Below are 22494 nucleotides of genomic sequence, written 5' to 3'. Positions count from 1 at the left end.
TTGCAGGAGAGAAACAAATGAACACAAAGACAAATACCACCGCACTTACGCCTGAGATACTCGACGCCTTCGGCGCTGAGATAGAAGCCGTGAAACAACAAGCCCTCGCTGATCGCGGCGAACGGGATGCCCGCTATATTAAAAAAATTGTACGGATTCATCACATCTTAACCATATGTGCGCGTATTAGTATTTTTGCGTCGCTACTATTTTTACCCGCCGAACTGTTCGGTTTCAGCATCGCGCTGGGCTTCGCCAGTTGGCCCTTATTCTGGTTGTTCGCTGCTAGCGGTAGTATCGCCCTAGGGATAGCCAAAATTCTCGACAATATGGAAATTGGCCACAATATTATTCACGGTCAGTACGACTGGATGGGCGATCCACGCTTTCATTCCCGCTACTACGATTGGGACACCAACTGCCCAGGCGAACAATGGGCCAAATCGCATAATTACGAGCACCATACCTACACCAATATTCTCAATAAAGACCGAGATATCGGCTACGGCATACTGCGTATGGATCCCGCGCAAAGATGGCATCCGACGTATCTTGCCAACCCTATTTCTGCCACCTTCCTAATGTTATTTTTTGACATGGGTGTTGCCCTGCACGACGTTGAAATCGACAGCCTCCGGACGGGCCGAAAAACCTTCAAGGACGTATTACCCAAACTAAAGCAATCACTGCGTAAAACCGCGCAAATCTGGGGTAAGGATTTCATTCTCTACCCGCTTTTAGCTGGGCCATTTTTTCCGGTGATTCTTGCCGCTAATATTGTAGCCAGCGTCATACGAAACATCTGGACCTTCACTATTATTTTTTGCGGTCACTTTCCAGAAGGCGTACACAGCTTTACCGTAGAATCTTGTAAAAATGAAAGTCGCGGCCAGTGGTATTACCGTCAATTACTCGGTTCAGCCAATCTTAGCGGTGGAAAACTATTTCATGTCATGAGCGGCAATCTCTCTCATCAAATTGAGCATCATCTGTTTCCCGATGTACCAGCCCATCGCTACGCAGAAATGTCAGTTGAGGTCCGCAAGATCTGCGAGAAATATGGCCTACCCTACAATACAGGGCCGCTTTACAGTCAGTATGCTTCGGTATGGGTAAAAATATTCAAACTAGCGATACCACCACGCAACACCTCAACTCCGGTAGTAGTGTAGTCGGCCGTAAGGGCATAGCAATGAGTACAAGTCATAGCCTCAGCTGGCTGTGACTTGTACAATTAGCCCATCAGATCAGTAGCAGCCGAGAACCCCGCGCCGATGAGTCGCCCCCAAAAACGCCACCGCAGTCACAGTGACACCTTGATTAACACCCGACAGGCCTTGTTGGAAGCTGTTCTGGAGCTCATTAGCCGAGATAAAAGCTTTGATGCCATCAGTCTTCGTGAAGTCACCCGCGAGGTAGGTATAACGCCAGGCGCTTTTTATCGGCACTTTCCAGACATGAATACCTTGGGGCTGGAGCTGGTAACAACATCATTCAGCACCCTGCGCGCCATGCTTATTACCGTACGCGCCAATCCCATTCCCGAAGAGTTGATCATCCGCCGCTCAGTTGAGACGTTTGTAACTTACGTAGGGGCTTACCGACGCAAATTTCAGTTTATTGCCAGAGAAACCTTTGGTGGCGTCGCCTGCATCCGCGAGGCAATCAACGATGAGTTCAAACAGTTAGAGATTGAGCTTGCCCGCGACTTAAGCCGCATCGTTGCCAACGACAACTGGAGTGAGGACGACTTGCGGATGCTCGCCAACCTAATGATCAGGTCCATGATTCAAATCGTAAATCAGCAACTAATGGCAAGACCCAGAGGCGAAGATGACGCGAAGCTGATCGAATTAGCCGAGAAACAACTGCGCCTAATCGCACTAGGGGCCAGCTTGTGGCACAGTTCCGAAAAAAACAGTGATAAAAGCCACACGAGTACGCCGTAATGGATCTTAGCCAAGATCCCCAACAGCTTGTTGATGCAGTAAATCAGGTGATGCCCTTTGGTAAATACAAAGGCCGAAAACTACTAGAACTACCGGAACCCTATTTAGTGTGGTTCCACAAACAGGGTTTTCCGGCAGGGAAACTTGGCGAGCAATTAGGTTTGATGTATGAAATCAAGCTCAATGGTTTAGAGGGCATGCTCCGCCCCCTATTGCGTTAGTCGTCGAAGCTAGGGAGAGGTGCATTGACAAGAGGAATGGCTGGCAACGCCAACTCCTTTGAAATAATAGTGCCGCCTTCCATAAAGTAATCACCAAGGCTCAAGGGATTTTCAACCAATACATCCAGCACGGGAATTAACTGGCCTTTTAACGGCCCACCCACTCCAAGGACCGTTGACACAGGACCTTGATCACTCAGTAAAATATCTTGGCCAGCCTGAATAAACACGCCACCATTTTCCAAACTGTTGGGTAATACACCCAATTCAAGTATTGGCGCAAACACAATAGCAGCAGGACCCGAGTTAAGGCTGAATAAGTTGATCACATCAAACTGCGCATAGCTCTCCGTGCTCATCAGCAGGGAAGATACTAACACAAGTGTAGAAAGTGTTGAGCGTGTTTCTTTTTTTATGATTTTCATATCACGAACTCCATTTTTATCAGAATTAAAAAAGCCGGAGCGCTGAGCACTGTCAATGAGTAAAGCTACAGGCTCCGGCAAGGCATCTAACTTATCCGCCAAAATCCCACTTTAAACGCAGACCATAAGTGCGCGGTGGTGCCAAGGTCACAGTGCGACCGAAGTCTTGCTGTACCATCGCTTGGGTATATTCTTCATCTTTAGCGTTATTCACAAAACCAGTCAGCTGTAAACCAAGCGGGTCATAGAAGTATGATATACGGGCGCCCCAAGTTTCATATTGGCTTTGCTCATAAAATGGCGAGTTTTGAGGCGTAGTGTTGTAGCCGCTGTTAAAGTAATAATCCACACCAAATTCAACATCGCCAAAATCACCCATGCTGAAGAACTGATTAGCCGAAACACTCGAACTAAAACGCGGCGTACGAACGATCTTATTACCACTAAAGTCACGAGAAGTATCACCGACCAAACTGTCTGAACCAAAATACAGACCGGTGTCGTCGTCAAAACCTGCGCCATCTTTATAATCAGTATAAATCGCATCTAAGTAAGTTGCGCCGCCAGTGAATACCAGTCCTGGATTCCAATTCGGCATCGCCTGCCATTGGAAGTCGAACTCCGCACCTTCAATTTCACCGGTACCCGCATTTTTAAACGTCACGACACCACCGGAGGGAATAGCAACCAAGGCGGTGAGCAAGCCGTCTATTTCCGTCTTAAACAATGCGCCGTTCAAACGCAGTGTTCCGTCCAAGAAGTCTGTTTTAATACCGAGTTCAAAAGCGGTTGCCTCTTCACGTTCAACCGGATCTGGGTTGGTAAAGAAGTTAACAATATTGTAGGTCGGGCTCTTATAACCACGCTGCGCAGATGCAAATAACTGAATATTTTCAGTAGGGAATATCTGCAGAGCGATACGTGGCGATACTGTTTTCTCTTCCAAATCAGGCGCAGTAAAATCAGATATACGCGTATTTTGTGAACGGTCACCAGATTTATAGTATTCATTTGGTGGATCACCCGCGAGCGGACTAACCACATCTAAATAACTATTGGTAATTCCGCGGACTTCTTCTTGGTAACGCACACCAGCTGTCACATTCAGCCAATTCGTGGTGAACCACGTCGCCTGAGCATAAGCCGAGTTCGATTCCGTGGTCAAAATACCGCCATTACCCAGCACGATATCAGGCACGGTATTGAGAATCGGCCCAAGGATCGGTGCCAAAATATCCGGCAATCCCAGTGCCGCTGAAGCAACACCCGCGGCATTGAGCGTAAGGTATAAACTACCAAAGCCACCTTCGCCCTCTAAACGATACAAACCCGCTACCCATTCAACATCGTCAGATAACCAAGTGTCTTCGTTAGATAAAATCTGCAGTTCATAGGTTTTTTGATCGTTAAACTGATCCGCACTATAGAAATAAGCTTCAGCTATTTCGGTGGAATCGAGATCGTAATGCGCCTCATCGACAATGGCGTAGTTTTCAGAATAAATAAACTTAAGGTCAACAGGACCGGGGTGCCATTCAAAAATACCACCGTACAGCTCGTTCATCGTCGAGTTGCCGCCAAGGTCATTATTGTGCCAAACCCGATCTAGCTCATCAGGTTCAACACCACCACCAAGCAGCGGCGATGGGCGAGTATTCTCTTGCGATAAGGAGTTACTAGAAAATTGGTTTCCGTAGGCCGCGATCAGGGTCATGGCAAAACTATCCATGGGATCCCAACGCACTTTTACACGGGCGCCTTCCGCAAATTCGTCGCGCATTGGACCGGGCTCGCCGTAAACTTCATTACGGCCATATAGATCTTGGTAACTTTCAAACAATGACACAGTAGCGCCGAGGCTATCGCCTATTGGCAGACCTAAGTACAACTGGTTTTGGCGGGCATTATAATTGCCAAATTCTGTCTTAAAGTAACCGCCAAATTCCGCTGGTGGATCCTCTGTAATAATGCTGATCGCACCACCCGTCGCATTACGGCCGAACAAAGTACCCTGTGGCCCTTTAAGTACTTCGACGCGTTTAACAGCACCAAGGGTGTCTTGCTTACCTTGGCTCGGACCAATATTGATACCGTCAATGTAGGTAGCAATACTGGGGTCTGCGTTGGGCAAAAAAGCGTCACTACCAACACCACGCAAATATATAACGGTATAGCCATAGGCGTAGGTAAAGGTAAGACCTGGTGTCACTTTCTGTAAGTCGGCGGTTGATTCTACGCCCATGGCGTCTAATTTCTCGCTACTAAAAGCGCTGATCATAATAGGGATATCTTGCGAATCTTGCTCACGCTTTTGAGCGGTAACCATCACTTCTTCTATCATACGACTGCCCTGATTCGCAGCCATACCGTGCATTGGGAAGACTAAGCCAATTCCCGCCACGATCGCTAAACTCGATTTTATGCGACTGTCATTCATCAGTTTTACACCATATTATTAACATATTTTTGTTATGAATATCTTGATATTTCATAACATCTTTTTAAATTTTTATGCGCGTTATGTTTTCGAGATCATTGCCTTTAATAGCACTAATGCCGACAGAAAATCTGCCGCGGCCAATACTAGAAACGCAGGTGATAGGCCGTATAAATAAGCGCTCAATAGCCAGGAGGCTGCAGCTGCCTTAACAAAAAAGCTGATACTTGCCACCAGTCTCGAATCCGCTATTTTCAAGCGAAGTAGCGAAAACCCAAGACCCAAGACCCCAGCAATACCCACAAAGGTATTTACTGCTGACTTTGCCCCACCTTGGTAAAAGTCACTGTTTCCAAAACTCAGAATGAATTCTATAACAAATTCATTAAGCAGCGGCGTGGCGAGCAATAAGAATAAGCCCACATCCGACGTATAAACACTGCGATGATTAGGCGCCATTGGGAGCAAACGCCTTTTGTGCCACAGCCGTATTCATGAAATCGCGGAACCAAGACCAACGCCCATCTTTACAAGTAATCACGTGTACAAATGGCGACTTAATTTCATTGCCATTGCTTTTTGTGGTTAACCTCAGTTTTCCAACAACGATAACGCGGTCGTTTTCACAAATAAATTCATCGGCGTCGAAGACATGAATATTAACTGACGCCAAAACCGTGCTAAAGAATTCTCTACACTGGTCTTTACCGTGGTATTCACCCGCGTATGGAATTACCTCTGGACCATAAAATTCGATGACAGCATCGTCGTGCAAAAGCTCAACGATACCGTCGACATCGCCGTTACCAAAGCGCACAAATATTTCCTTGGTAAGGGCCAGATTGGCCGCCTCTAGACTTGCTGTAGTATTCTCAGTCATTTTTATTTCCTCTTATTCAGCGGGTGCAATGGTTATTTCAAGATGCTCTATTTCCGTCTGCAATGTCATTTGACACAACAAGCGGCTGTTCTCTGCAGCGTGCATTAGGCCGTCCAATATCTCTTGCTCGTCTTGGGCAACCTCATTCACTGCATGCTTATATTCATCACCGAGATACACGTGGCAAGTCGCACATGAGCAACAGCCACCGCAAAGTGCATCAATTTTCATCTCGTCGCCGAGCGTGCTAAACAACTCTTGGACATCGCTCACCTCATAGGTGCTCTGCTGTTGCTCTCTGTCTACAATAACTACGTTCACGATCTACCTCATAAAGCCAAATTTAAAAACATTTGCTTCAACAACTAAGGATTAGTCGATACCAACTTCAACGGCAAAGTGCTAAAACCGTAAGCAAGTAAACCACCAGATTGACGACTAGAATTGGCAAGCGTACCTTCAATTGCGGCGCACTTATCAAACATTGTGTTTAACATTATCTCTGCTTCGATCCGCGCCAATGGCGCACCTAGGCAATGGTGGATTCCGCGCCCAAAGGTAACGTGCTTAGAAACATTTTTACGCCCGAGAATGAACTGTTCAGGGTTTTCGAATACCGATTCATCGTGATTCGCCGCAGCCATAAAGAACGCCACCCAGTCACCGGCCTTAATTGCTTGCCCACCGACTTCGCAGTCTTTTAGAACACAGCGGAACAAACGCTGTGGTGGACCGTCGCGACGCAAACACTCCTCCATAAAGGGGCGGATTAAACTGCGATCTTGCTTGAGGCGCTCAAACCAGCTGCTGTCTTCCAGCATGACGCCCATTAAGTTGCCTAGGAAATAGGTTGTTGTTTCCGCTCCGGCAACTACCAGAGTGATACAGAACAGCACAACTTCTTCTTTACTCAGGCCATTGCCTTCGTATTCCGCAGTAATAAACGCGGTCATCAGGTCATCGGTTACTTCTTTACCTGCTTCAATATCGCTATAGCGCTCGCCTACTTTTGCTACAAAGTAGTGAAATAATTCTTCATTACAGTTTTGGCGCTCCTGAGGGGTAAAATCAGATGACACCATAAAGGCGTTAGCCCAACGTACTAGTTTCTTGTAATCTTCCTTCGGCAAGCCCATCAAATAGGTCATTACCAACGCGGGAATAACACCGGCAACCTCTTCCATGAAATCAATTGATTGGCCAACATTGCAATCAACAATTGCGCTAACGTCGCTGCGTAGGCGCTCAACGATATTGTCGTGAATCCGTTTGGGCGTGAAGGCCATTTTGGCTAGATTGCGCAGATCGGTGTGACGCGGCTTATCATGGTTTACCAGCATTAAGCTCGGCGCGCTTGAATTTGCCTGCATTGGGTCTTCAGAAGAAAAAATATCTGGATTGCTAAGCACGTAATCCACATCGGCGTAGCGGGTAATTACCCACGCAGGAAATGGCGTGTCTACACCGGGTACAGTACCAGGTGGATAATCCAGCAAACCGTGTACTGGCGACTGAGACCGCAGTTTTTTATACACAGGATACGGGTTTTGAATACACTCAGGTGACAGCATATTCGCAACAACTTCGTTCAAATCGGTGTCAGCACCGTCTACTACGTGACTACTCATATCTTCCTCATTATTTTGTTAAGCATTCTGAATTGTGGGTTGTAGGGCGGGGTCACCCAGCCAGAAATATCCAACCACCCAGATTTAAATATTGCGCGGGTATGTGAAAATTCATTAAAGCCATCTAGGCCGCGATACTTACCCATACCGCTACGACCAACACCGCCAAAGGGCAGGTCGTCATTGGCATATTGAAAAATCACTTCGTTTTTAACCAAGGCACCGGATGAGGTTTGCTCTGCAACGGTGTTAAATTCGCTTTCGTTATTACCAAAGTAATAAATAACCAAGGGATGCCCACCCTTGCGAATTTCAGCCAACTGGGCATCTAAGCTGCCAATGGTTTTGATTAGCAGCAACGGGCCAAATATTTCATCGCAACTAATCTTTGTTGATTCCGGCGCGTCGATGACGACATTCAGTTTGTAGGGCTGCGCTCCACTCTCTTCGCCGAAGCTCACAACCCGCGCGCCCTGCCCCTCAGACTCCGAGACCAAATCGGCAAGACGTTGGCGATGGCGGTCGTTAATCACAGTTACGCTGTCTACCGAGTCGGCATTGGCGTTCATTGCGGCAACGGCGTCTTTTAAACAATTAAGAAATTCATCAAGACGTTCTGGAGCGATCATTAAATAATCTGGCGCAATGCAAATTTGACCGGCATTGAAGTACTTGCCAAACGCGATACGCTGCGCGGTCTTTTTCAAGTTTGCTGACTGACTAACAATGACTGGCGATTTACCACCAAGCTCAAGGGTGAGTGGCACTAAATTCACTGCGGCAGCAGCCATAATGTGTCGAGCAACAGTTTCACCTCCAGTATAAATCAGGTGATCAAAGGGCAAGGTGACAAATTGCTGAGCAAGCTCGGCTTCGCCGCACACCACAGCGACTTCTGTTTTTTCAAAGTATTTCGCTATTAGCTCTGCCAATAACGCCGAACTTGCTGGTGTGAATTCAGAGGGTTTAATCAAGGCGCGATTTCCCGCTGCAAGCACTGACACCAGTGGTGATAGCGCAAGATTTATCGGGAAATTCCAAGGGCTAACAATACCCACTACACCCTTAGGAAAAGCCTGAGTAGCCGTCTTTGCACCGCTCATCCGCAAGCTTAAATCCGGCGTGCGGCGCGAGGCTTGCATCCAAAATTTCACATTCTTAAGTGCGTAGTTAACAGACTTAATCGTGGTGGTGATTTCGGCAAACGAGCTTTGATCTACCGAGCGATAACCAAAATCCGTAGATAAGGCGGTACAAAGCGGCTCTTCATTTTCGACCAGCAGGGCCTTTAAACGACTTAAACGACTAACTCGCTGCTTCAAGGACGGGAAGCGCTCTTCGTTGTAACCGTGGCGAAGTACATCGAATGCACTTTGTAATTGGATATCGATTTGACTGCTCATTACTCACTCGCATTATCATTTTTCGACAAATATAATACCGAGAGGAAATAGTGTCAACAGGAAACTGTTTCTTTATTATTACAGTGTCATTAGTGATATATCTTGACATAGCCCACCTAGGAACCTAAATTCACATACAAATCAGTATATTGAGGCCCACCTTGAACAAGCACTGGAAAAGCGCAGACGACGTACCTGTAACTGCAGATAACGCACCTAATATGTTTCTGGACTATTTTTACCCCATACATTTTTCCCTTGGGATGAAAATTGAGGCTGGATTAATGGAATGTGGCCGACTAGATCGCCACCAAACAGTCATCATGTGGATTTTGCGGTCAGAGACCCAACGCCGCGAGCAGTCAGTAATCAGTCGTAAAGACATCGTTAAAATGATGACCAACTGGTATGACATTACCAGCAGCAGTGTTTCAAAAGCCTTGCGCGCATTAGCAAAAGAGCCGTTGAGCTATATCACGATCTTAGAAGACCCCAAATCAGGCCGCGAGAAGCTCATTGAAATGACCCCGGCGGGCAAACAGCACTGCGACGAAATGATCGCTAGCGCCTGCGAAGTTATCAAGCGCATTACGGCGAACTTTGACGATGATGAGAATAAAATGGGTGTCTATATGTTTATGCGAATGGATGAGGAGTTCTCCAAAATCCGCAGCTAAGCAGACCTATTGCCAGCCTCAACGCTCTTCAGTTACTTGTGATATGCCCTATCTGTGGTCGCAGGATAATATCCTCGACCACCACATTGCGATCAAGTTTATAGATATCCAAAAAAGCACGCGCCACGTCTTCGGCAGGCATTAACTGCTCCATAGCCACGCCGCTGCCCTGCCATGAAGGCGAATAAGTGGGCCCTGGTGACACGCAGCACACACGCACGCCCTTACCTCGAACCTCTTCGCGCAAAGCCTTGGTAAAGCCACTCACCCCATGCTTGGCTGCACAGTACGCCGAGACACCGGCGTAGCCCTCAAATCCCGCGGTAGACGACATCGTGAAAATATCACCCGCCTGCCGCGCAATCATGCCCGGCAGCACCATTTTGGTAAGTAAAAAGGTACTGCGTAAATTTGCCGCGACAATCCGATCAAAATCGGCAACCGCCATATCCACAATATTCGTGCCCAGCCAGCTTCCCGCATTATTGATCAGCACGTCGACCTCACCCATTTCGGCGCTCAGCGTTGTCGCGAACTCGGCGACCTGATCTGCATCACTTACGTCTACTGCGTAAACCTTCACCTCAGCAGCTTCAGTGCATTCAGCGGCGACTTGGGTAAGGCGACTGTAGATTCGGGCAACAAGCGCGAGCCGAACCGGAAAATCGGCGTTAGCAAAACACCTAGCAATAGCGGCGCCAATACCTTGGGACGCCCCGGTAATCAATACCAAGGGCGCAGTATGTTGATCTGACATGGCAAGCCACCTAAGTCGTTTAATAATTACAGATAGCGCAAAGTACAGGTCTCTACGCTATTTCTTTAGCCCACTTTCAATTAATGTAAAATGGTCCAGATTCACTATGTTACCCCATTTATAGCGCACTATTCCCGCTCTTGGACCAGGCTATTAGGATAAACCCATGACGAGCAATACCCTCAACAACAAAGCCACCCGCTTGTTTATTCTTCTCGGCGGTTTTTTTGTAGCCAACGCCCTAATCGCAGAATTGATAGGCGTAAAGATTTTTTCCCTAGAGCACACCTTAGGTATTGCGCCATTGGATCTCGCGTTTTTTGGCATCGAGCATTTGTCATTTAACCTCACTGTAGGGGTGTTGCTGTGGCCCTTTGTCTTTGTACTGACCGATATCATTAATGAGTACTACGGTAAGCGCGGCGTGCAATTACTGTCGTATCTCACGGTAGGTTTAATAATCTATGCCTTTGCCATGTTCTTTATTGGTATTCATTTAGTCCCGGCCGATTTCTGGCCCCAATCTCATATTAACCCCGCACTGCCGCAAGCCGAGCAGGACAATTTGCGAGGACTGGTCAGCGACTATGACGCCGCGTTTAAGTTGGTATTTGGCCAAGGCCTGTGGATTATTCTTGGCTCACTGGTGGCGTTTCTCGTCGGACAAATTATCGATGTCATGGTCTTTCACCGAGTAAAAGAGATTACCGGGGAACGTTGGATTTGGTTGCGTGCCACAGGCTCAACCTTGGTTAGTCAGTTTATCGACAGCTTTGTAGTGTTGTTTATCGCATTTTATATTGGCGCTGATTGGAGCTTACAGTTGGTTTTCGCGATTGGCGTAGTCAATTATATTTATAAATTTTTAATGGCCCTGGTGATGACGCCAGTACTGTATGGCGTACATTACCTTATTGAAAAATACTTGGGAGAGGAGCTAGCCAGCACCCTAAAACAACAGGCACTGGCCGGGTCTGAATAAAGTACAATCAACTGAAAATATTACGCGAAATGATCATGCGCTGAATTTCGCTAGTGCCTTCATAAATACTCGTAATACGCACATCTCTAGCTAAACGCTCCAGCGGATACTCGCGATTATAACCATTGCCACCCAGAATTTGGAGGCCGGTATAACACGCTCGGTTGGCCGCCTCCGACGCAAACAACTTGGCCATTGACGCTTGTTTACCAAAATCGCCACCGCTCTCCTTCGTGAAGGCCGCTTGCATCAATAACAGCCGTGCGGCCTCCATTTCGGTGTATGCGTCCGCCAACATCCACTGCAAACCTTGGAAATTAGCAATTGGCTGACCAAATTGCTGACGCTCCTTGGCGTAGTCTCTAGCGTAATCTAAAGCAGCCTCACCTAATCCCAAAGCCATAGAGCCTACACCAATACGGCCACCAGCCAGTTCGCCTAAGGCCACTTGGTAACCCCGATTAACCGTTCCCATTAGCGCATTCGCCGGGATGCGGCAGTCGTCAAAATACACCGGATTCGTCGCCGAACCCTTCTGGCCCATTTTTTCTTCGGCGGGGCCAACAGTAAGACCCGGCGTTTCACGCTCAACCAGGAAGCAAGAAATACCTTTACCACGGGGCGCATCTTTATCCGTTACCGCCCACACAACAAACACCCCTGCGTATTCGGCGCTGGTGATATAGGCTTTAGAGCCATTCAAGACCCAACAATCGCCATCACGTACAGCACTCGTTTTCATACTAGAGGGATCAGAACCAGCGCCAGACTCGGTCAAGCAGAAACCGGCAGCCAAATATTCACCCGCGCAAATCTTCGGCAAATAGTGTTGTTTCTGCTCAGGACTCGCCACCGATTGAATAACCTCCGCCACCATATTCGTTACCGATACAGTAACGGCCGTCGACGCGCAGGCCCTAGCGAGGCCGGTAATAGCCAAGCTAAACGCCACAGTGCCAGCTTCAGTGCCGCCAAACTCAGCATCGACGTTCAGCCCCATAAAACCGAGGTCCGCTAGCTTTTTGAGATTTTCCAAAAATACACTACCGCCCTGCCCAGCATCTAGTTTAGCGGCATTGGCCAGCAATTCCTTGTCAGCGAAATCCCGTGCGGTTTGCTGAATAAATTGCTGCTCTTCCGAAAGATTAAAATTCATACCGACCACCCACTCTTTAGCCTATATGTAATAATAAAGGCGAGCGGGAGTCAGAATCACGCTCACTAAATGCCCTTTTATTTTCGATCACGGACGGCGACAACGCAGCCCACAAAATCAAACTCGGATCTTACTTTGGCTGCATCCGCAAACCGGCATCCATACGGATACACTCGCCGTTGATGTAGTCATTTTCAATAATACTGGTCACCATGTGCGCTATTTCGGCCGCACGGCCTAGCCGCTTCGGAAACAGCGGCGTGCTGCTCAGCGCCTCGTACACAGGGGCCGGAAGCGATTCGAACATTGGCGTATTAATTAAGCCAGGCGCAATACAATTAACACGGATACCAACGGTTGAGAGATCACGGGCAATTGGGAGTGTCATGCCAACAATACCGCCCTTGCTTGCACTATAGGCTGCCTGACCAACCTGGCCCTCAAAAGCTGCCACTGACGCAGTATTAATAATAGCGCCGCGTACCCCATCTTCATTTTCTGGGGTGTTCTTCGCCATTTGTTCGGCACATAACCGCAGTACGTTAAATGTACCAGTTAGATTTACTGCCAGTGTTTTACTCCACAAATCCAACGGGAAAGGGCCATTCTTCCCAAGAGTTTTACTGCCAGTAGCGATTCCAGCGCAGTTAACGCAGATATGAATTGCGCCGAAAGCGGCCATCGCCTGTGCAATACCGGCTGCAACCGAGTCTTCGCTGGCCACATTTACCTCGGCAAAGATAACTGAGTCACCTAACTCGGCAACCACTGCCGCGCCCGCAGTAGCGTTCAAATCGAATATCGCCGCCTTGGCGCCAAGGCTTAGCAGGCGACGCACAATCTCCAGCCCCATACCGGAAGCACCACCACTGACTACGGCCACCTTACCTTGAATATTCATATCGACTCCCAGCACCTATATGTGCCATAAAATAACGGGGTATTTATCACCCAAAGTTTGGCTCGATATGCGCCGCAACGGCGGCGCATATCAATAAGCGAGTATTTTGCCGGTATCACTACGGCTAAGACAATGACATCCAAGTGGAAATAAATAGACATTTTGTTATAATTTAGCGCCGACACTCTTGGCCAAAAAAACATGCGATCGCCCACTATCGCCATCCATTTCGTACGCAAATGCTTACAGAATTTACAACATCGGCCAGACCTCCAGCGCAAGCTCCTCAGCCAAAATAACATTAGCCCGAGCTTATTAGAAAAGCCCAACGCAAGAATTCCGGCAATTAGCTATGCCAATCTTTGCAGAGACACCATGCAAGCGATGGGCGACGAGCTAATGGGGTTTGGCAGTCAAGCCCAAAAGCTCGGCTGCTGGACCACCATGACAGAACTCGCTGCCAATGCACCGACGCTCGGCGAAGCATTAAAACGGCTCACCCGCTTTTACCGGCTAATTCCCTGGGGCTTATACACCAAGCTCGACGTGCAAAATGACGTGGCGAGCATCTCGCTTTCCTCGAGCGAGGCAAGTTCAGAATTCGACACCTACCTTTTCGAATCCTTTCTTTTTTATATTCACCGCACTGCCAACTGGTTAATTGGCCGCCAAATTCCGCTGTATCGTGTGGACTTTGGCTTTAGCCAACCGGACCATGCCGCCGAGTACTGGAATCTATTCCTGTGTAAAAATATTCACTATCAACAAGCACGCGCGCAAATTCATTTCTCTGCATCATTGCTTGATCACCCGGTTAACATATCCGCCCATGCTTTGGAAAAATTCTTAAGCCACGTCAATATTGCCATGATCACCCAAAGCTATACATCAAAGAGCTGGCACTACAAAGTCCGCTCGGTGCTCGAAACGAGACTTAACGCCAACCCTTGTTTCTCCGATATTGCCAGCACGCTTAATTTACATCCCCACACTTTACGAAGCTACCTGCGCCAAGAAGGCTTTCAATACCAAGATATAAAAAATCGGCTTCGCTGTGACAGCGCCATTTTCCACTTGAGTCACACAGGGCGTAGCGTCGAAGAGACAGCAGCACTCGTCGGCTTTTCAGAACCGAGCTCATTTATTCGGTCCTTTAAGAATTGGACTGGCGCCAAACCCCTTGAATATAAAAAGCGGGCATAATCAACTTAAGTTTTAATCCGTAAAGCAGCAATCGTTCGCTAAAAGTCGAGTTTAACTTTTATATAGCCGCCGCGCGTTACCTCAACTCGCGGAGTACCAACGACTCTATCGACATATTCTTCATGAGCTGAATCAAGTAAATTTTGACCAACAAATGAAATGCTTAGTCTTTTACTAAATTTCTTACTGAGGTGAAGATCCAGCTCTGTGTATTCATCAATGTTCTGGCTATCAACATCATCAACATAGCGCAGCGTTGAACTGACGCTCCAGTTTGCAGGTAAATCCCAATTTGAGCTGAGTGTAAGGCGGTGCTGTGGGCTTTCACCTTCAGGGTTTCGTACAGTCGGGTCATTGCTGCCCCGCGAATCCACATGCAGCTGCACATTACTGTATTGCAATTCTGCCTGCCAATAGGAGTTCAGCTCCGCATTTAATACCAGTTCTCCACCCCAAGAACGGGCATCGGCGCCATTATTAGCGATCAGCGGTACAATAAACGTCGGCGGTGGCGAGCCATTCAGCTCAGGCTGCCCCGGCTCAAATGTTCGCAAACCGCTGTACTCGTTAAAAAATAATGCCATATCCAGACTCAATGCTGGAGTAAAGCGATGCCGCCAACCGAGCTCATAGGCCCGGAGTGTTTCTGACTGAAAAGATTCACTGCCTTGAATCTGCAATTGCACTTCTGGCGCAGCATAATCAAAGCCGACTCGAGCATCATGTTCAGAGCGGCTCGGGGTACGCTTGGCTTGAGAAACAGCGAGCCAAGTGGCCCCAGCAGCACTGTAACTCCAAATAGCTCGCGCAGTAGGTTGAATTTCATTACCGCTAAAATCATTGCGCTCAAACTTACTGCCTGCGATGAATCGCCAAGTGTCGAAGGCTTTAAGCTCATACTGAAAAATACCACTGGCGACATCATATTGCCGATTTTCACGAGTAAATCGTATGTGCTGCTCCGGCAATTGATCTTTGGTATAGCGGTAGGCAAGCCCCCAGACAATTCGCTGCCGATCATCTAGGCGGTAATTCTGTTGAAAATCCAGATCATAGCTGTCGACGGTAAGATCAAAGAGCGAATCAGTTCTTTCTGTGTGATCGGCGTAAAATTTAACACTGTAATGCGAGCGCTCGCTCCGCTGGTGCTGCCAATGCAGCATCGCGTTGATTCCAGAGTATTCAATTTTGGTGAAAAACAGATTTTGTAAATTTGGCGAGCTCTGATCTGGAAGTAATAATTCTTCACCCTCCGAGCCTTCATACGCATTTAACTGCACGCTCAATGCACCACTGCTAGGGTTTCCTTGATCGTACCTAATCCCAGCCTGCGCGGCACTCCAGCCATCACGATTACCAAGACCATTTGGACGACTAGCATCATCGCGCTCAAAGGCCTTAATATGCGCGCGCAGATGCTTTTCTTCACCAAGGTTCATACCATAGCGATAAGAGGTAAACCACTTTTCTTCATCACCAATACCCGCCTCTAATACGCCCCCCTGCGTTTCAGCGCTGTGTTGAGTAACGATATTAATAACGCCATTAAAGGCATTAGAACCCCACAGAGATGCGCCGGGACCGCGCACTACCTCTATGCGTTCAATATTGCTTATTAAGGTATCTAAGCTGTCCCAGAACATACCGATTTTAGCGGGCGAGAACACACTGCGGCCGTCAACAAGAATCAATAGGCGATTTGTAAAAACCCCCCCATTAAATCCGCGAATACCAACCCCCCACTTGCCCGTGCCAAATCGCGTCACCTCGACCCCCGGCACTAAACGCAACAATTCAGGGATACTCGTCGCCGCGGATCGCTCAATCGCGTCCCGATTTAAAATATACACCGCAGCGGACGACTCACGCAGCGTCTCGCCGCGACGAACATCCAGAGACACATCGATATCTAATAATTCTTCAAGGCTTAAGGATGCGAAATCTTCTAACTCATAATTTTTAGCGCTCAGCTCACCCGCACACAGTCCCGCGCAAACAAACAACGCAGCCGCGGGATTCCTGTAAAATCTTCCATAATCGAGCATATTATTATTTTCCCTGAACTTCGTCCGCAGCGCTGAACTACCTTAGCACCGTTAAACTCACGACCCCTAAGTGAAGTGGAAATACCCTATTTACACCATAGGTAATTACACCCACTCAAATCAATCAAGGCGAGCTATGCTTTAGGAATAGCGATAAGCTAATCAAGATATTCAGGCGTCGTGACGGCCGCCGAACAGTGCCTGAAAAAGTATAGTGCAATATCAGATTTGCGCGAATTTGAGGGCAGCGGTCAATTAAACCAGCACGAGTGAAATGGCTACGGAAGTTTTCAAAAAACAACTAATAGTGATGAATGACATAGCGGAGGCTTATGGCAGAGTACCGCTGAAAAAATACAATCGCGGCACTCAGCACAATTGACATGCATCCACATAATGAGTAAAAAGGATCAAGGTTTTTTATTTTTTACCTAATAAATCAACAAGTTGCTGCAGATTTTCAACAACATAATCCGGGCGCGCGGTAAGTGGGTATGTCACGGTACCAGGCCGCTGCACATAGGCTGTTTGTAAGCCTACAGCCTTAGCACCAGCCAAATCCCAGGCATGGGCCGCAACCATTAATGCCTCTTCAGGCTGAATATCTAGCTGCTCTAGCACCCAGCGGTAAGGACGCGGATCAGGCTTATAGGCACGAATGTCTTCCACGCTAAAACGGTGGTCAAAATACTTAGTCAAACCTGCGTATTCAAACTGCGCGGCAACACCAGCATTAGAGGAGTTGGTCAAACTCACAATACGAAATCCAGACTCCGACAACGCTTGCAATGCAGACACCACATCTGGGTGGGCAGGCAGCTTGGTAATGGTACCGGCAATTGCCTGACGAGCCACAGCGGCGTCAAGCTCAACACCCTTACTGCTGGCAACCATCGTTAGTGCTGCCGTGCCAATCTGCGCAAAATCGTGGTAATCACCAGTTAAAGTATCAACTAGCGAGTAGTGCAACATGGTCGAGAACCACAGTGGCAACAGCGCTTCGCCACTAGGCAGCGCCGCGCCGACCGAGCGCCGCAACGGCGCGAGGTCCAATAGAGTTTCGTTGACATCAAAAATAATGACTTTGGGCGTCTGCATGGTATTCGCCTCCGCGGCATACGTTAAGGTCGGCAGCGCAGCTATCGCCACTACCATGAAAGAAAATACAATACCAAACCGCTTCAGTGTGGCAACGCACGCCCGGCAGATTAAGATTCGACTCACTGTCAAGATACCCTCAGTTAATAAGTTGTTTTGCCTCTGCGGCAATGGTTTTTAACGCAGCCTCTGTATACGCGCCGCGACCAAGAACACGAATAGCCAATGCCAGCGCCACCATGGCCTTCGCTTTCGACTCTGCATCAATGTCTTTGCGAATGTCACCGCGCACCTGGCCAACTTCAATACAGCGCCGGAAAAACCCCTCAATTTCGCGTAGACCGTTTGCCACGATGGCATTGACCTCGGCGCTGTGCGAGCCGCACGCCAAGACGGTATTAAACAAAAAGCAGCCCTTGCGCTCTGTGTCGGCCACTGTATTGGCAACAATGCCATCGAAGAATTCACAAATCGCTCGACACGGTTCATCGAGCGCTTCGAGCTTCGCCAGGGTGGTTTTGCGATTTTCGCTATCGTATTTAAGCAGGGTCTTTACAAACAGCGCCTGCTTGCCGCCAAAGGCATTGTAAAGGCTCCCGCGATTGATTCCGGTCTCTTTAATGAGATTTGCCATAGAAGCGGAGTCAAAGCCCTTACTCCAGAACACCTGCATGGCTTTTTCTAGCACAACATCTTCACTAAACGACTTTTCCCAGGGCATATCTTAACTCCTGCGCGATCACAACGGCATTTATAGCATGTATATACCGATCGTTACAAACTAGATACAGCTACCCTTAAATCCTAGAACATAACTACTCGAGATTAAAAAGCACTAAAAACAATAAAATTATCTTATTATAATTAAGGTATATCGATATCGTATAAGCAAATTGTTGACCAACTGTAGCGAATAATACTAATCTAGACCAATCGGTACAAACAATTCAACAAAGCAATGAATCGGAGAGTAGAACCCCATGAGTACACTCACCCTTCGCGATAGCGAGCAAGCTCAACGTTTTATGGATGCACCGCACTTCTTTGATGTTGTCTGTGGCGCCACACAAAAAGGAATGTTCAGCCACATCAACCACTTCGTAAACACCACAATGAACGACCCCCTCATGCAGTTCACGCGGGCCAAAGTAGTTTAACTATTGAAACGAGAGGCCTGCCCAGACTCTGTGCTAGCCTCCCAACACTAACAAGTGTTACTTACAGCGCGGACTAGCCTGCCTTTAAACGCCTGCCACCAGCCAATCAACGGAACAAGTGAATGAAGAAAGTAATTTTATTGACGATAATAGCGGCGCTTGTTGCTGCTTTTTTCTATTTCGATCTCAACCACTTGCTCACGCTGAATGGTTTAAAAAATGGTCTGGCAGACTTCGAAGCCCTACGTGCAGCGCAGCCACTACTGGTTGGCGGCGCCTTTTTACTTCTGTACATCGTTATCACTGCGCTCTCACTACCTGGCGCAGCAGTAATGACACTCGCCGCAGGGGCCTTATTTGGCCTTTTATGGGGCACTGTCCTCGCCTCGTTTGCTAGCTCTATCGGCGCGACGCTCGCTTTTTTGGTATCGCGGCATTTACTGAATAACACCGTACAACAGCGTTTTGGTGATCGCCTAAAGGCGATTAACGAAGGCGTCAGCAAAGACGGTGCGTTTTACCTGCTAACCCTACGATTAGTACCTGTCTTTCCTTTTTTCCTAATTAATTTAGTGATGGGCCTAACGTCCATTAAAACCGTCACCTTTTACTGGATAAGCCAAGTCGGCATGCTCGCTGGCACCCTAGTGTTCGTCAACGCCGGCACGCAATTAGCGCAAATTGAATCGCTGTCGGGCATTTTATCGCCATCATTACTCCTGTCGTTTGCACTACTGGGCGCATTCCCTCTCATTGCTAAAAAGCTTTTAGCCGTGATTAAAGCCCGACGCGTCTACGCCGAATACCGCAAACCTAAGCATTACGACCGTAATCTAATTGTTATTGGCGCCGGCGCCGGCGGACTAGTAACTGCCTACATTGCCGCCGCAGTTAAAGCCAAAGTCACTCTGATTGAAGCCCATAAAATGGGCGGAGACTGCCTGAATTATGGTTGCATACCGAGCAAGGCTCTCATAAAAAGCAGTAAAATTGCGCAACAGATGCGCCATGCCAGTCATTACGGTTTAGAGGATACCGAGCCGAGTTTCTCGTTTCGCAGTGTGATGGCACGAGTCCATGAAGCTATCCGTAAAATCGAACCACACGATAGCATCGAACGCTACCAAGACTTAGGCGTTGAAGTTCTACAAGGCTACGCCAAGCTTATCGACCCTTGGACCGTGGAAATTAAACACAATAGCGGCGAGATTCAGCGTCTCACCAGCCGCGCCATTGTCCTAGCCACAGGCGCCCAACCATTTGTGCCGCCACTGCCAGGAATAGAAGAAACCGGTTACCTGACCAGCGATACCATGTGGGATGAACTCGCCCAGCAAGATCACGCGCCAAAGCGCCTATTGGTACTTGGCGGCGGCCCTATCGGCTGCGAGTTAGCGCAAAGCTTTGCCCGTTTAGGATCACAGGTAACTCAGCTTGAAATGGCGCCGCGCATTATGGCAAGGGAAGACAAAGACGTTTCTGCATTCGCAACCACGTCGCTCGAACACGACGGCGTGACGGTGTTGTGCAATCACAAGGCCCTACGCTGTGAAATAGCTGGCGATAGCAAGCGGTTAATCGCGGAGCATCAAGGCGAGGAAATTAGTATCGAGTTTGACACTCTACTCTGCGCGGTGGGCCGAGTTGCTCGACTTAAGGGCTACGGGCTCGAAGATATCGGTATTGAGACCGACCGCACTATTGTGACCAATGATTACCTAGAAACTTTATACCCCAATATTTACGCCGCAGGCGATGTTGCAGGACCCTATCAATTTACGCATACCGCGGCGCATCAAGCCTGGTACGCCGCGGTGAATGCCTTATTTGGCCACTTTAAAAAGTTCAAAGTCGATTATCGCGTAATTCCCTGGACGACATTTATCGATCCCGAAGTGGCTCGAGTCGGGCTCAACGAACAGGAAGCAAAAGAAAAAGGCATTGCTGTTGAAGTCACCCGATATGGGCTAGACGACTTAGATCGCGCAATTGCAGATAGCGCTGCAAAAGGCTTTGTCAAAGTACTCACTGCGCCGGGCAAAGATCGCATTCTTGGCGTAACAATTGTCGGCGAACACAGCGGTGATTTATTAGCTGAGTTTGTACTTGCCATGAAGCACGGCCTCGGCTTAAACAAAATACTCGGCACAATCCACGCCTACCCTACTTGGGCAGAAGCCAACAAATACGCAGCCGGTGAATGGAAGCGCGCCCATGCACCGCAAAACGTCCTACGCTGGCTTGCCAAATACCACACTTGGCGCAGAGGCTGAACACAAGGCGATATCTTAAAAATCACCAAGCGTTTCAATGTAAATTCACTATTAAGGAGAGCAAAGATGAACAGCAATACCGAGATACCTGACGCCCTACACAAACCCCTGTCGCGCTCACTGCTTGCGCTTCGCCTGGGTGTCTTTGTGGTTATGCTAATGTGGACGCTCGATAAATTTGTAAATCCGGCCCACGCAAGCAAAGTATTTAGTAAATTTTACGGCGTGGATTGGCTGAATCACAACCTATCGGCTATTGTCGGCAGTGCCGAAATGCTCCTTATACTCGCCTTTGTTACCGGACTATGGCGGCGCTGGACTTACGGGGCGGTGTTATTGCTCCACGCTTTCTCGACCCTTGTGTCATACAAGCAGTATATGGCGCCTTTTGATAACTTACTGTTTTTTGCGGCGTGGCCTATGCTTGGCGCGTGCCTTGCACTGTATTGGCTACGAGACTGGGATACTCTGTTGGTTTTTCCGAATGGTAAACCGAAGCCTTGAATTAAGCTCAATCAATAAAGGTATTATGGGCGTGGTTTCACACAAATCTCGCCCGCAATACTTTTATAGCCAAACACCTCATCATGGCCCTTAATAGCGTGACTAGGCCAACAATAAGTCTTTGATTAAGGAAATAATGATCTTCACGCTAGCGTCCTTGCTTATAGACTGACTGACGTGCAAGCGATGCCAAAATTCAAAAGACGCTATCGCGTCTATGGCTTCGCGTGTATCAGGCGATACCAAATCTAACTCTGGCAGCCAAATATCTAAGTCTTTGCGCAACTTAAGCTGATTGTCACCGTAATTACTTCGTAATACTGCCGAACGCCACAGCAAGGCATGCGTCGCTAAAATTACTGGAGACAAAGTGATGTAGGCATTCGCATGACGCTCTATCGCGTGCTGTAAACGCTCGTCTAAGCTCCCGCTACGATCGCCGCCCCGAAACAAGTCCATATAGTGATCACGGATACGCGCGTCCAGCTCATTGTATAGCTGTTCCATTTCAGAGAAGTGCCGAAACACCGTACGAATGGCAATATTTGCTCGGTCTGCCACTTGCTGCGCTGTTGGGATCAGCACACCCTCATTAATTAAATCTAGCAGCGCATCAATAATAAGCTGACGACTACGCACACTGCGTTTAACACGGCCGTCACCAGCATCTTTTATTGACGGCAGTTTCGTTTCTTTCATAATTATCGCGACCAAAAACCGAGAAGTGTACTATAAGCAAAGACGCTTCAAACATTGCGATGCGCCTCAGTAGAAAAAGGAGAAATAAGGTCACCACGC

Annotated in this window: 23 protein-coding genes; 9 read left to right on the top strand and 14 right to left on the bottom strand. The window is 48.1% G+C overall.

Annotated elements, in window-relative coordinates:
* Positions 1-17 precede the first annotated feature (17 nt).
* The 3 genes from ABD836_RS10305 to ABD836_RS10295 all read left to right on the top strand — a co-directional run bounded on the left by ABD836_RS10305 (position 18) and on the right by ABD836_RS10295 (position 2170).
* Entirely contained in the window at positions 18-1172 is a 1155-nt protein-coding gene (locus tag ABD836_RS10305) for a fatty acid desaturase family protein (protein WP_344935433.1), read from the top strand.
* 102 nt (positions 1173-1274) lie between these two features.
* Positions 1275-1949, top strand: coding sequence for a TetR family transcriptional regulator (locus tag ABD836_RS10300; RefSeq protein ID WP_344935431.1), 675 nt, complete (start codon positions 1275-1277; stop codon positions 1947-1949).
* Positions 1949-2170 carry a DUF3820 family protein gene (locus ABD836_RS10295; RefSeq protein ID WP_344935429.1) on the top strand — a complete coding sequence of 74 codons (222 nt, stop codon included), beginning with the start codon at positions 1949-1951 and terminating at the stop codon, positions 2168-2170. The genes ABD836_RS10300 and ABD836_RS10295 overlap by 1 nt, the downstream gene beginning before the upstream one ends.
* Here the strand turns inward: ABD836_RS10295 and ABD836_RS10290 are convergent.
* The 7 genes from ABD836_RS10290 to ABD836_RS10260 all read right to left on the bottom strand — a co-directional run bounded on the left by ABD836_RS10290 (position 2167) and on the right by ABD836_RS10260 (position 8943).
* Positions 2167-2697 (bottom strand): hypothetical protein, encoded by a 531-nt coding sequence (locus ABD836_RS10290; RefSeq protein ID WP_344935426.1) that lies wholly within the window; start codon positions 2695-2697, stop codon positions 2167-2169. The two genes, ABD836_RS10295 and ABD836_RS10290, sit on opposite strands and share 4 nt — an antisense overlap.
* Positions 2687-5032, bottom strand: coding sequence for a TonB-dependent receptor (locus tag ABD836_RS10285; RefSeq protein WP_344935423.1), 2346 nt, complete (start codon positions 5030-5032; stop codon positions 2687-2689). The genes ABD836_RS10290 and ABD836_RS10285 overlap by 11 nt, the downstream gene beginning before the upstream one ends.
* 81 nt (positions 5033-5113) lie before the next feature.
* Positions 5114-5491: a hypothetical protein gene (locus tag ABD836_RS10280; RefSeq protein ID WP_344935420.1), complete on the bottom strand. Its 378-nt coding sequence runs from the start codon at positions 5489-5491 to the stop codon at positions 5114-5116.
* A complete protein-coding gene (locus ABD836_RS10275) occupies positions 5481-5912 on the bottom strand; it encodes a nuclear transport factor 2 family protein (protein ID WP_344935417.1) in 432 nt (143 codons plus the stop codon). Before ABD836_RS10275 ends, ABD836_RS10280 begins: the two co-directional genes overlap by 11 nt.
* Positions 5913-5924: 12 nt before the next feature.
* Positions 5925-6233 carry a 2Fe-2S iron-sulfur cluster-binding protein gene (locus ABD836_RS10270; protein WP_344935414.1) on the bottom strand — a complete coding sequence of 103 codons (309 nt, stop codon included), beginning with the start codon at positions 6231-6233 and terminating at the stop codon, positions 5925-5927.
* Between the two features lie 44 nt (positions 6234-6277).
* Complete coding sequence (locus ABD836_RS10265) at positions 6278-7540, bottom strand: cytochrome P450 (protein ID WP_344935412.1); 1263 nt, start codon at positions 7538-7540, stop codon at positions 6278-6280.
* On the bottom strand, positions 7537-8943 hold the full coding sequence (locus ABD836_RS10260) for an aldehyde dehydrogenase family protein (protein ID WP_344935409.1): 1407 nt from the start codon (positions 8941-8943) through the stop codon (positions 7537-7539). The genes ABD836_RS10265 and ABD836_RS10260 overlap by 4 nt, the downstream gene beginning before the upstream one ends.
* Positions 8944-9104: 161 nt before the next feature.
* Between ABD836_RS10260 and ABD836_RS10255 the strand changes: the two genes are divergently transcribed.
* Positions 9105-9620 carry a winged helix DNA-binding protein gene (locus tag ABD836_RS10255; RefSeq protein WP_344935407.1) on the top strand — a complete coding sequence of 172 codons (516 nt, stop codon included), beginning with the start codon at positions 9105-9107 and terminating at the stop codon, positions 9618-9620.
* Positions 9621-9648: 28 nt separating this feature from the next.
* On the opposite strand, the gene ABD836_RS10250 is transcribed toward ABD836_RS10255, so the two are convergent.
* Positions 9649-10377, bottom strand: coding sequence for an SDR family oxidoreductase (locus tag ABD836_RS10250; protein WP_344935404.1), 729 nt, complete (start codon positions 10375-10377; stop codon positions 9649-9651).
* Positions 10378-10543: 166 nt separating this feature from the next.
* Between ABD836_RS10250 and ABD836_RS10245 the strand changes: the two genes are divergently transcribed.
* Positions 10544-11359 (top strand): queuosine precursor transporter, encoded by an 816-nt coding sequence (locus tag ABD836_RS10245; protein WP_344935402.1) that lies wholly within the window; start codon positions 10544-10546, stop codon positions 11357-11359.
* Positions 11360-11366: 7 nt separating this feature from the next.
* Here the strand turns inward: ABD836_RS10245 and ABD836_RS10240 are convergent, their stop codons facing one another.
* Positions 11367-12515, bottom strand: coding sequence for an acyl-CoA dehydrogenase family protein (locus tag ABD836_RS10240; RefSeq protein WP_344935400.1), 1149 nt, complete (start codon positions 12513-12515; stop codon positions 11367-11369).
* 130 nt (positions 12516-12645) lie between these two features.
* Positions 12646-13416: an SDR family NAD(P)-dependent oxidoreductase gene (locus tag ABD836_RS10235; RefSeq protein ID WP_344935398.1), complete on the bottom strand. Its 771-nt coding sequence runs from the start codon at positions 13414-13416 to the stop codon at positions 12646-12648.
* Between the two features lie 201 nt (positions 13417-13617).
* On the opposite strand from ABD836_RS10235, the gene ABD836_RS10230 reads away from it, so the two are divergent.
* Positions 13618-14619: an AraC family transcriptional regulator gene (locus tag ABD836_RS10230; protein WP_344935396.1), complete on the top strand. Its 1002-nt coding sequence runs from the start codon at positions 13618-13620 to the stop codon at positions 14617-14619.
* A 38-nt stretch (positions 14620-14657) separates the two neighbouring features.
* Here the strand turns inward: ABD836_RS10230 and ABD836_RS10225 are convergent, their stop codons facing one another.
* The 3 genes from ABD836_RS10225 to ABD836_RS10215 form a co-directional block, all read right to left on the bottom strand.
* On the bottom strand, positions 14658-16664 hold the full coding sequence (locus ABD836_RS10225) for a TonB-dependent receptor plug domain-containing protein (RefSeq protein ID WP_344935394.1): 2007 nt from the start codon (positions 16662-16664) through the stop codon (positions 14658-14660).
* Between the two features lie 420 nt (positions 16665-17084).
* Positions 17085-17888: a haloacid dehalogenase type II gene (locus ABD836_RS10220; protein ID WP_344935392.1), complete on the bottom strand. Its 804-nt coding sequence runs from the start codon at positions 17886-17888 to the stop codon at positions 17085-17087.
* A gap of 13 nt (positions 17889-17901) precedes the next feature.
* Positions 17902-18483, bottom strand: coding sequence for a TetR/AcrR family transcriptional regulator (locus ABD836_RS10215; RefSeq protein ID WP_344935390.1), 582 nt, complete (start codon positions 18481-18483; stop codon positions 17902-17904).
* Between the two features lie 259 nt (positions 18484-18742).
* On the opposite strand from ABD836_RS10215, the gene ABD836_RS10210 reads away from it, so the two are divergent.
* The 3 genes from ABD836_RS10210 to ABD836_RS10200 all read left to right on the top strand — a co-directional run bounded on the left by ABD836_RS10210 (position 18743) and on the right by ABD836_RS10200 (position 21696).
* Complete coding sequence (locus ABD836_RS10210; RefSeq protein ID WP_344935388.1) at positions 18743-18919, top strand: hypothetical protein; 177 nt, start codon at positions 18743-18745, stop codon at positions 18917-18919.
* A 122-nt stretch (positions 18920-19041) separates the two neighbouring features.
* Positions 19042-21192 (top strand): FAD-dependent oxidoreductase, encoded by a 2151-nt coding sequence (locus ABD836_RS10205; protein WP_344935385.1) that lies wholly within the window; start codon positions 19042-19044, stop codon positions 21190-21192.
* A gap of 66 nt (positions 21193-21258) precedes the next feature.
* The gene (locus tag ABD836_RS10200) at positions 21259-21696 is read left to right on the top strand and encodes a MauE/DoxX family redox-associated membrane protein (protein WP_344935383.1); all 438 of its coding nucleotides are present in this window, start codon (positions 21259-21261) and stop codon (positions 21694-21696) included.
* A gap of 102 nt (positions 21697-21798) precedes the next feature.
* Here ABD836_RS10200 and ABD836_RS10195 read toward each other — a convergent pair whose 3' ends face one another.
* Positions 21799-22395 carry a TetR/AcrR family transcriptional regulator gene (locus tag ABD836_RS10195; protein ID WP_344935381.1) on the bottom strand — a complete coding sequence of 199 codons (597 nt, stop codon included), beginning with the start codon at positions 22393-22395 and terminating at the stop codon, positions 21799-21801.
* Between the last annotated feature and the right edge of the window lie 99 nt (positions 22396-22494).

Origin of the sequence: Zhongshania borealis (assembly GCF_039539625.1) — a bacterium.
GTDB lineage: Bacteria > Pseudomonadota > Gammaproteobacteria > Pseudomonadales > Spongiibacteraceae > Spongiibacter > Spongiibacter borealis.
This window is presented reverse-complemented; position numbering and strand designations above follow the sequence as displayed.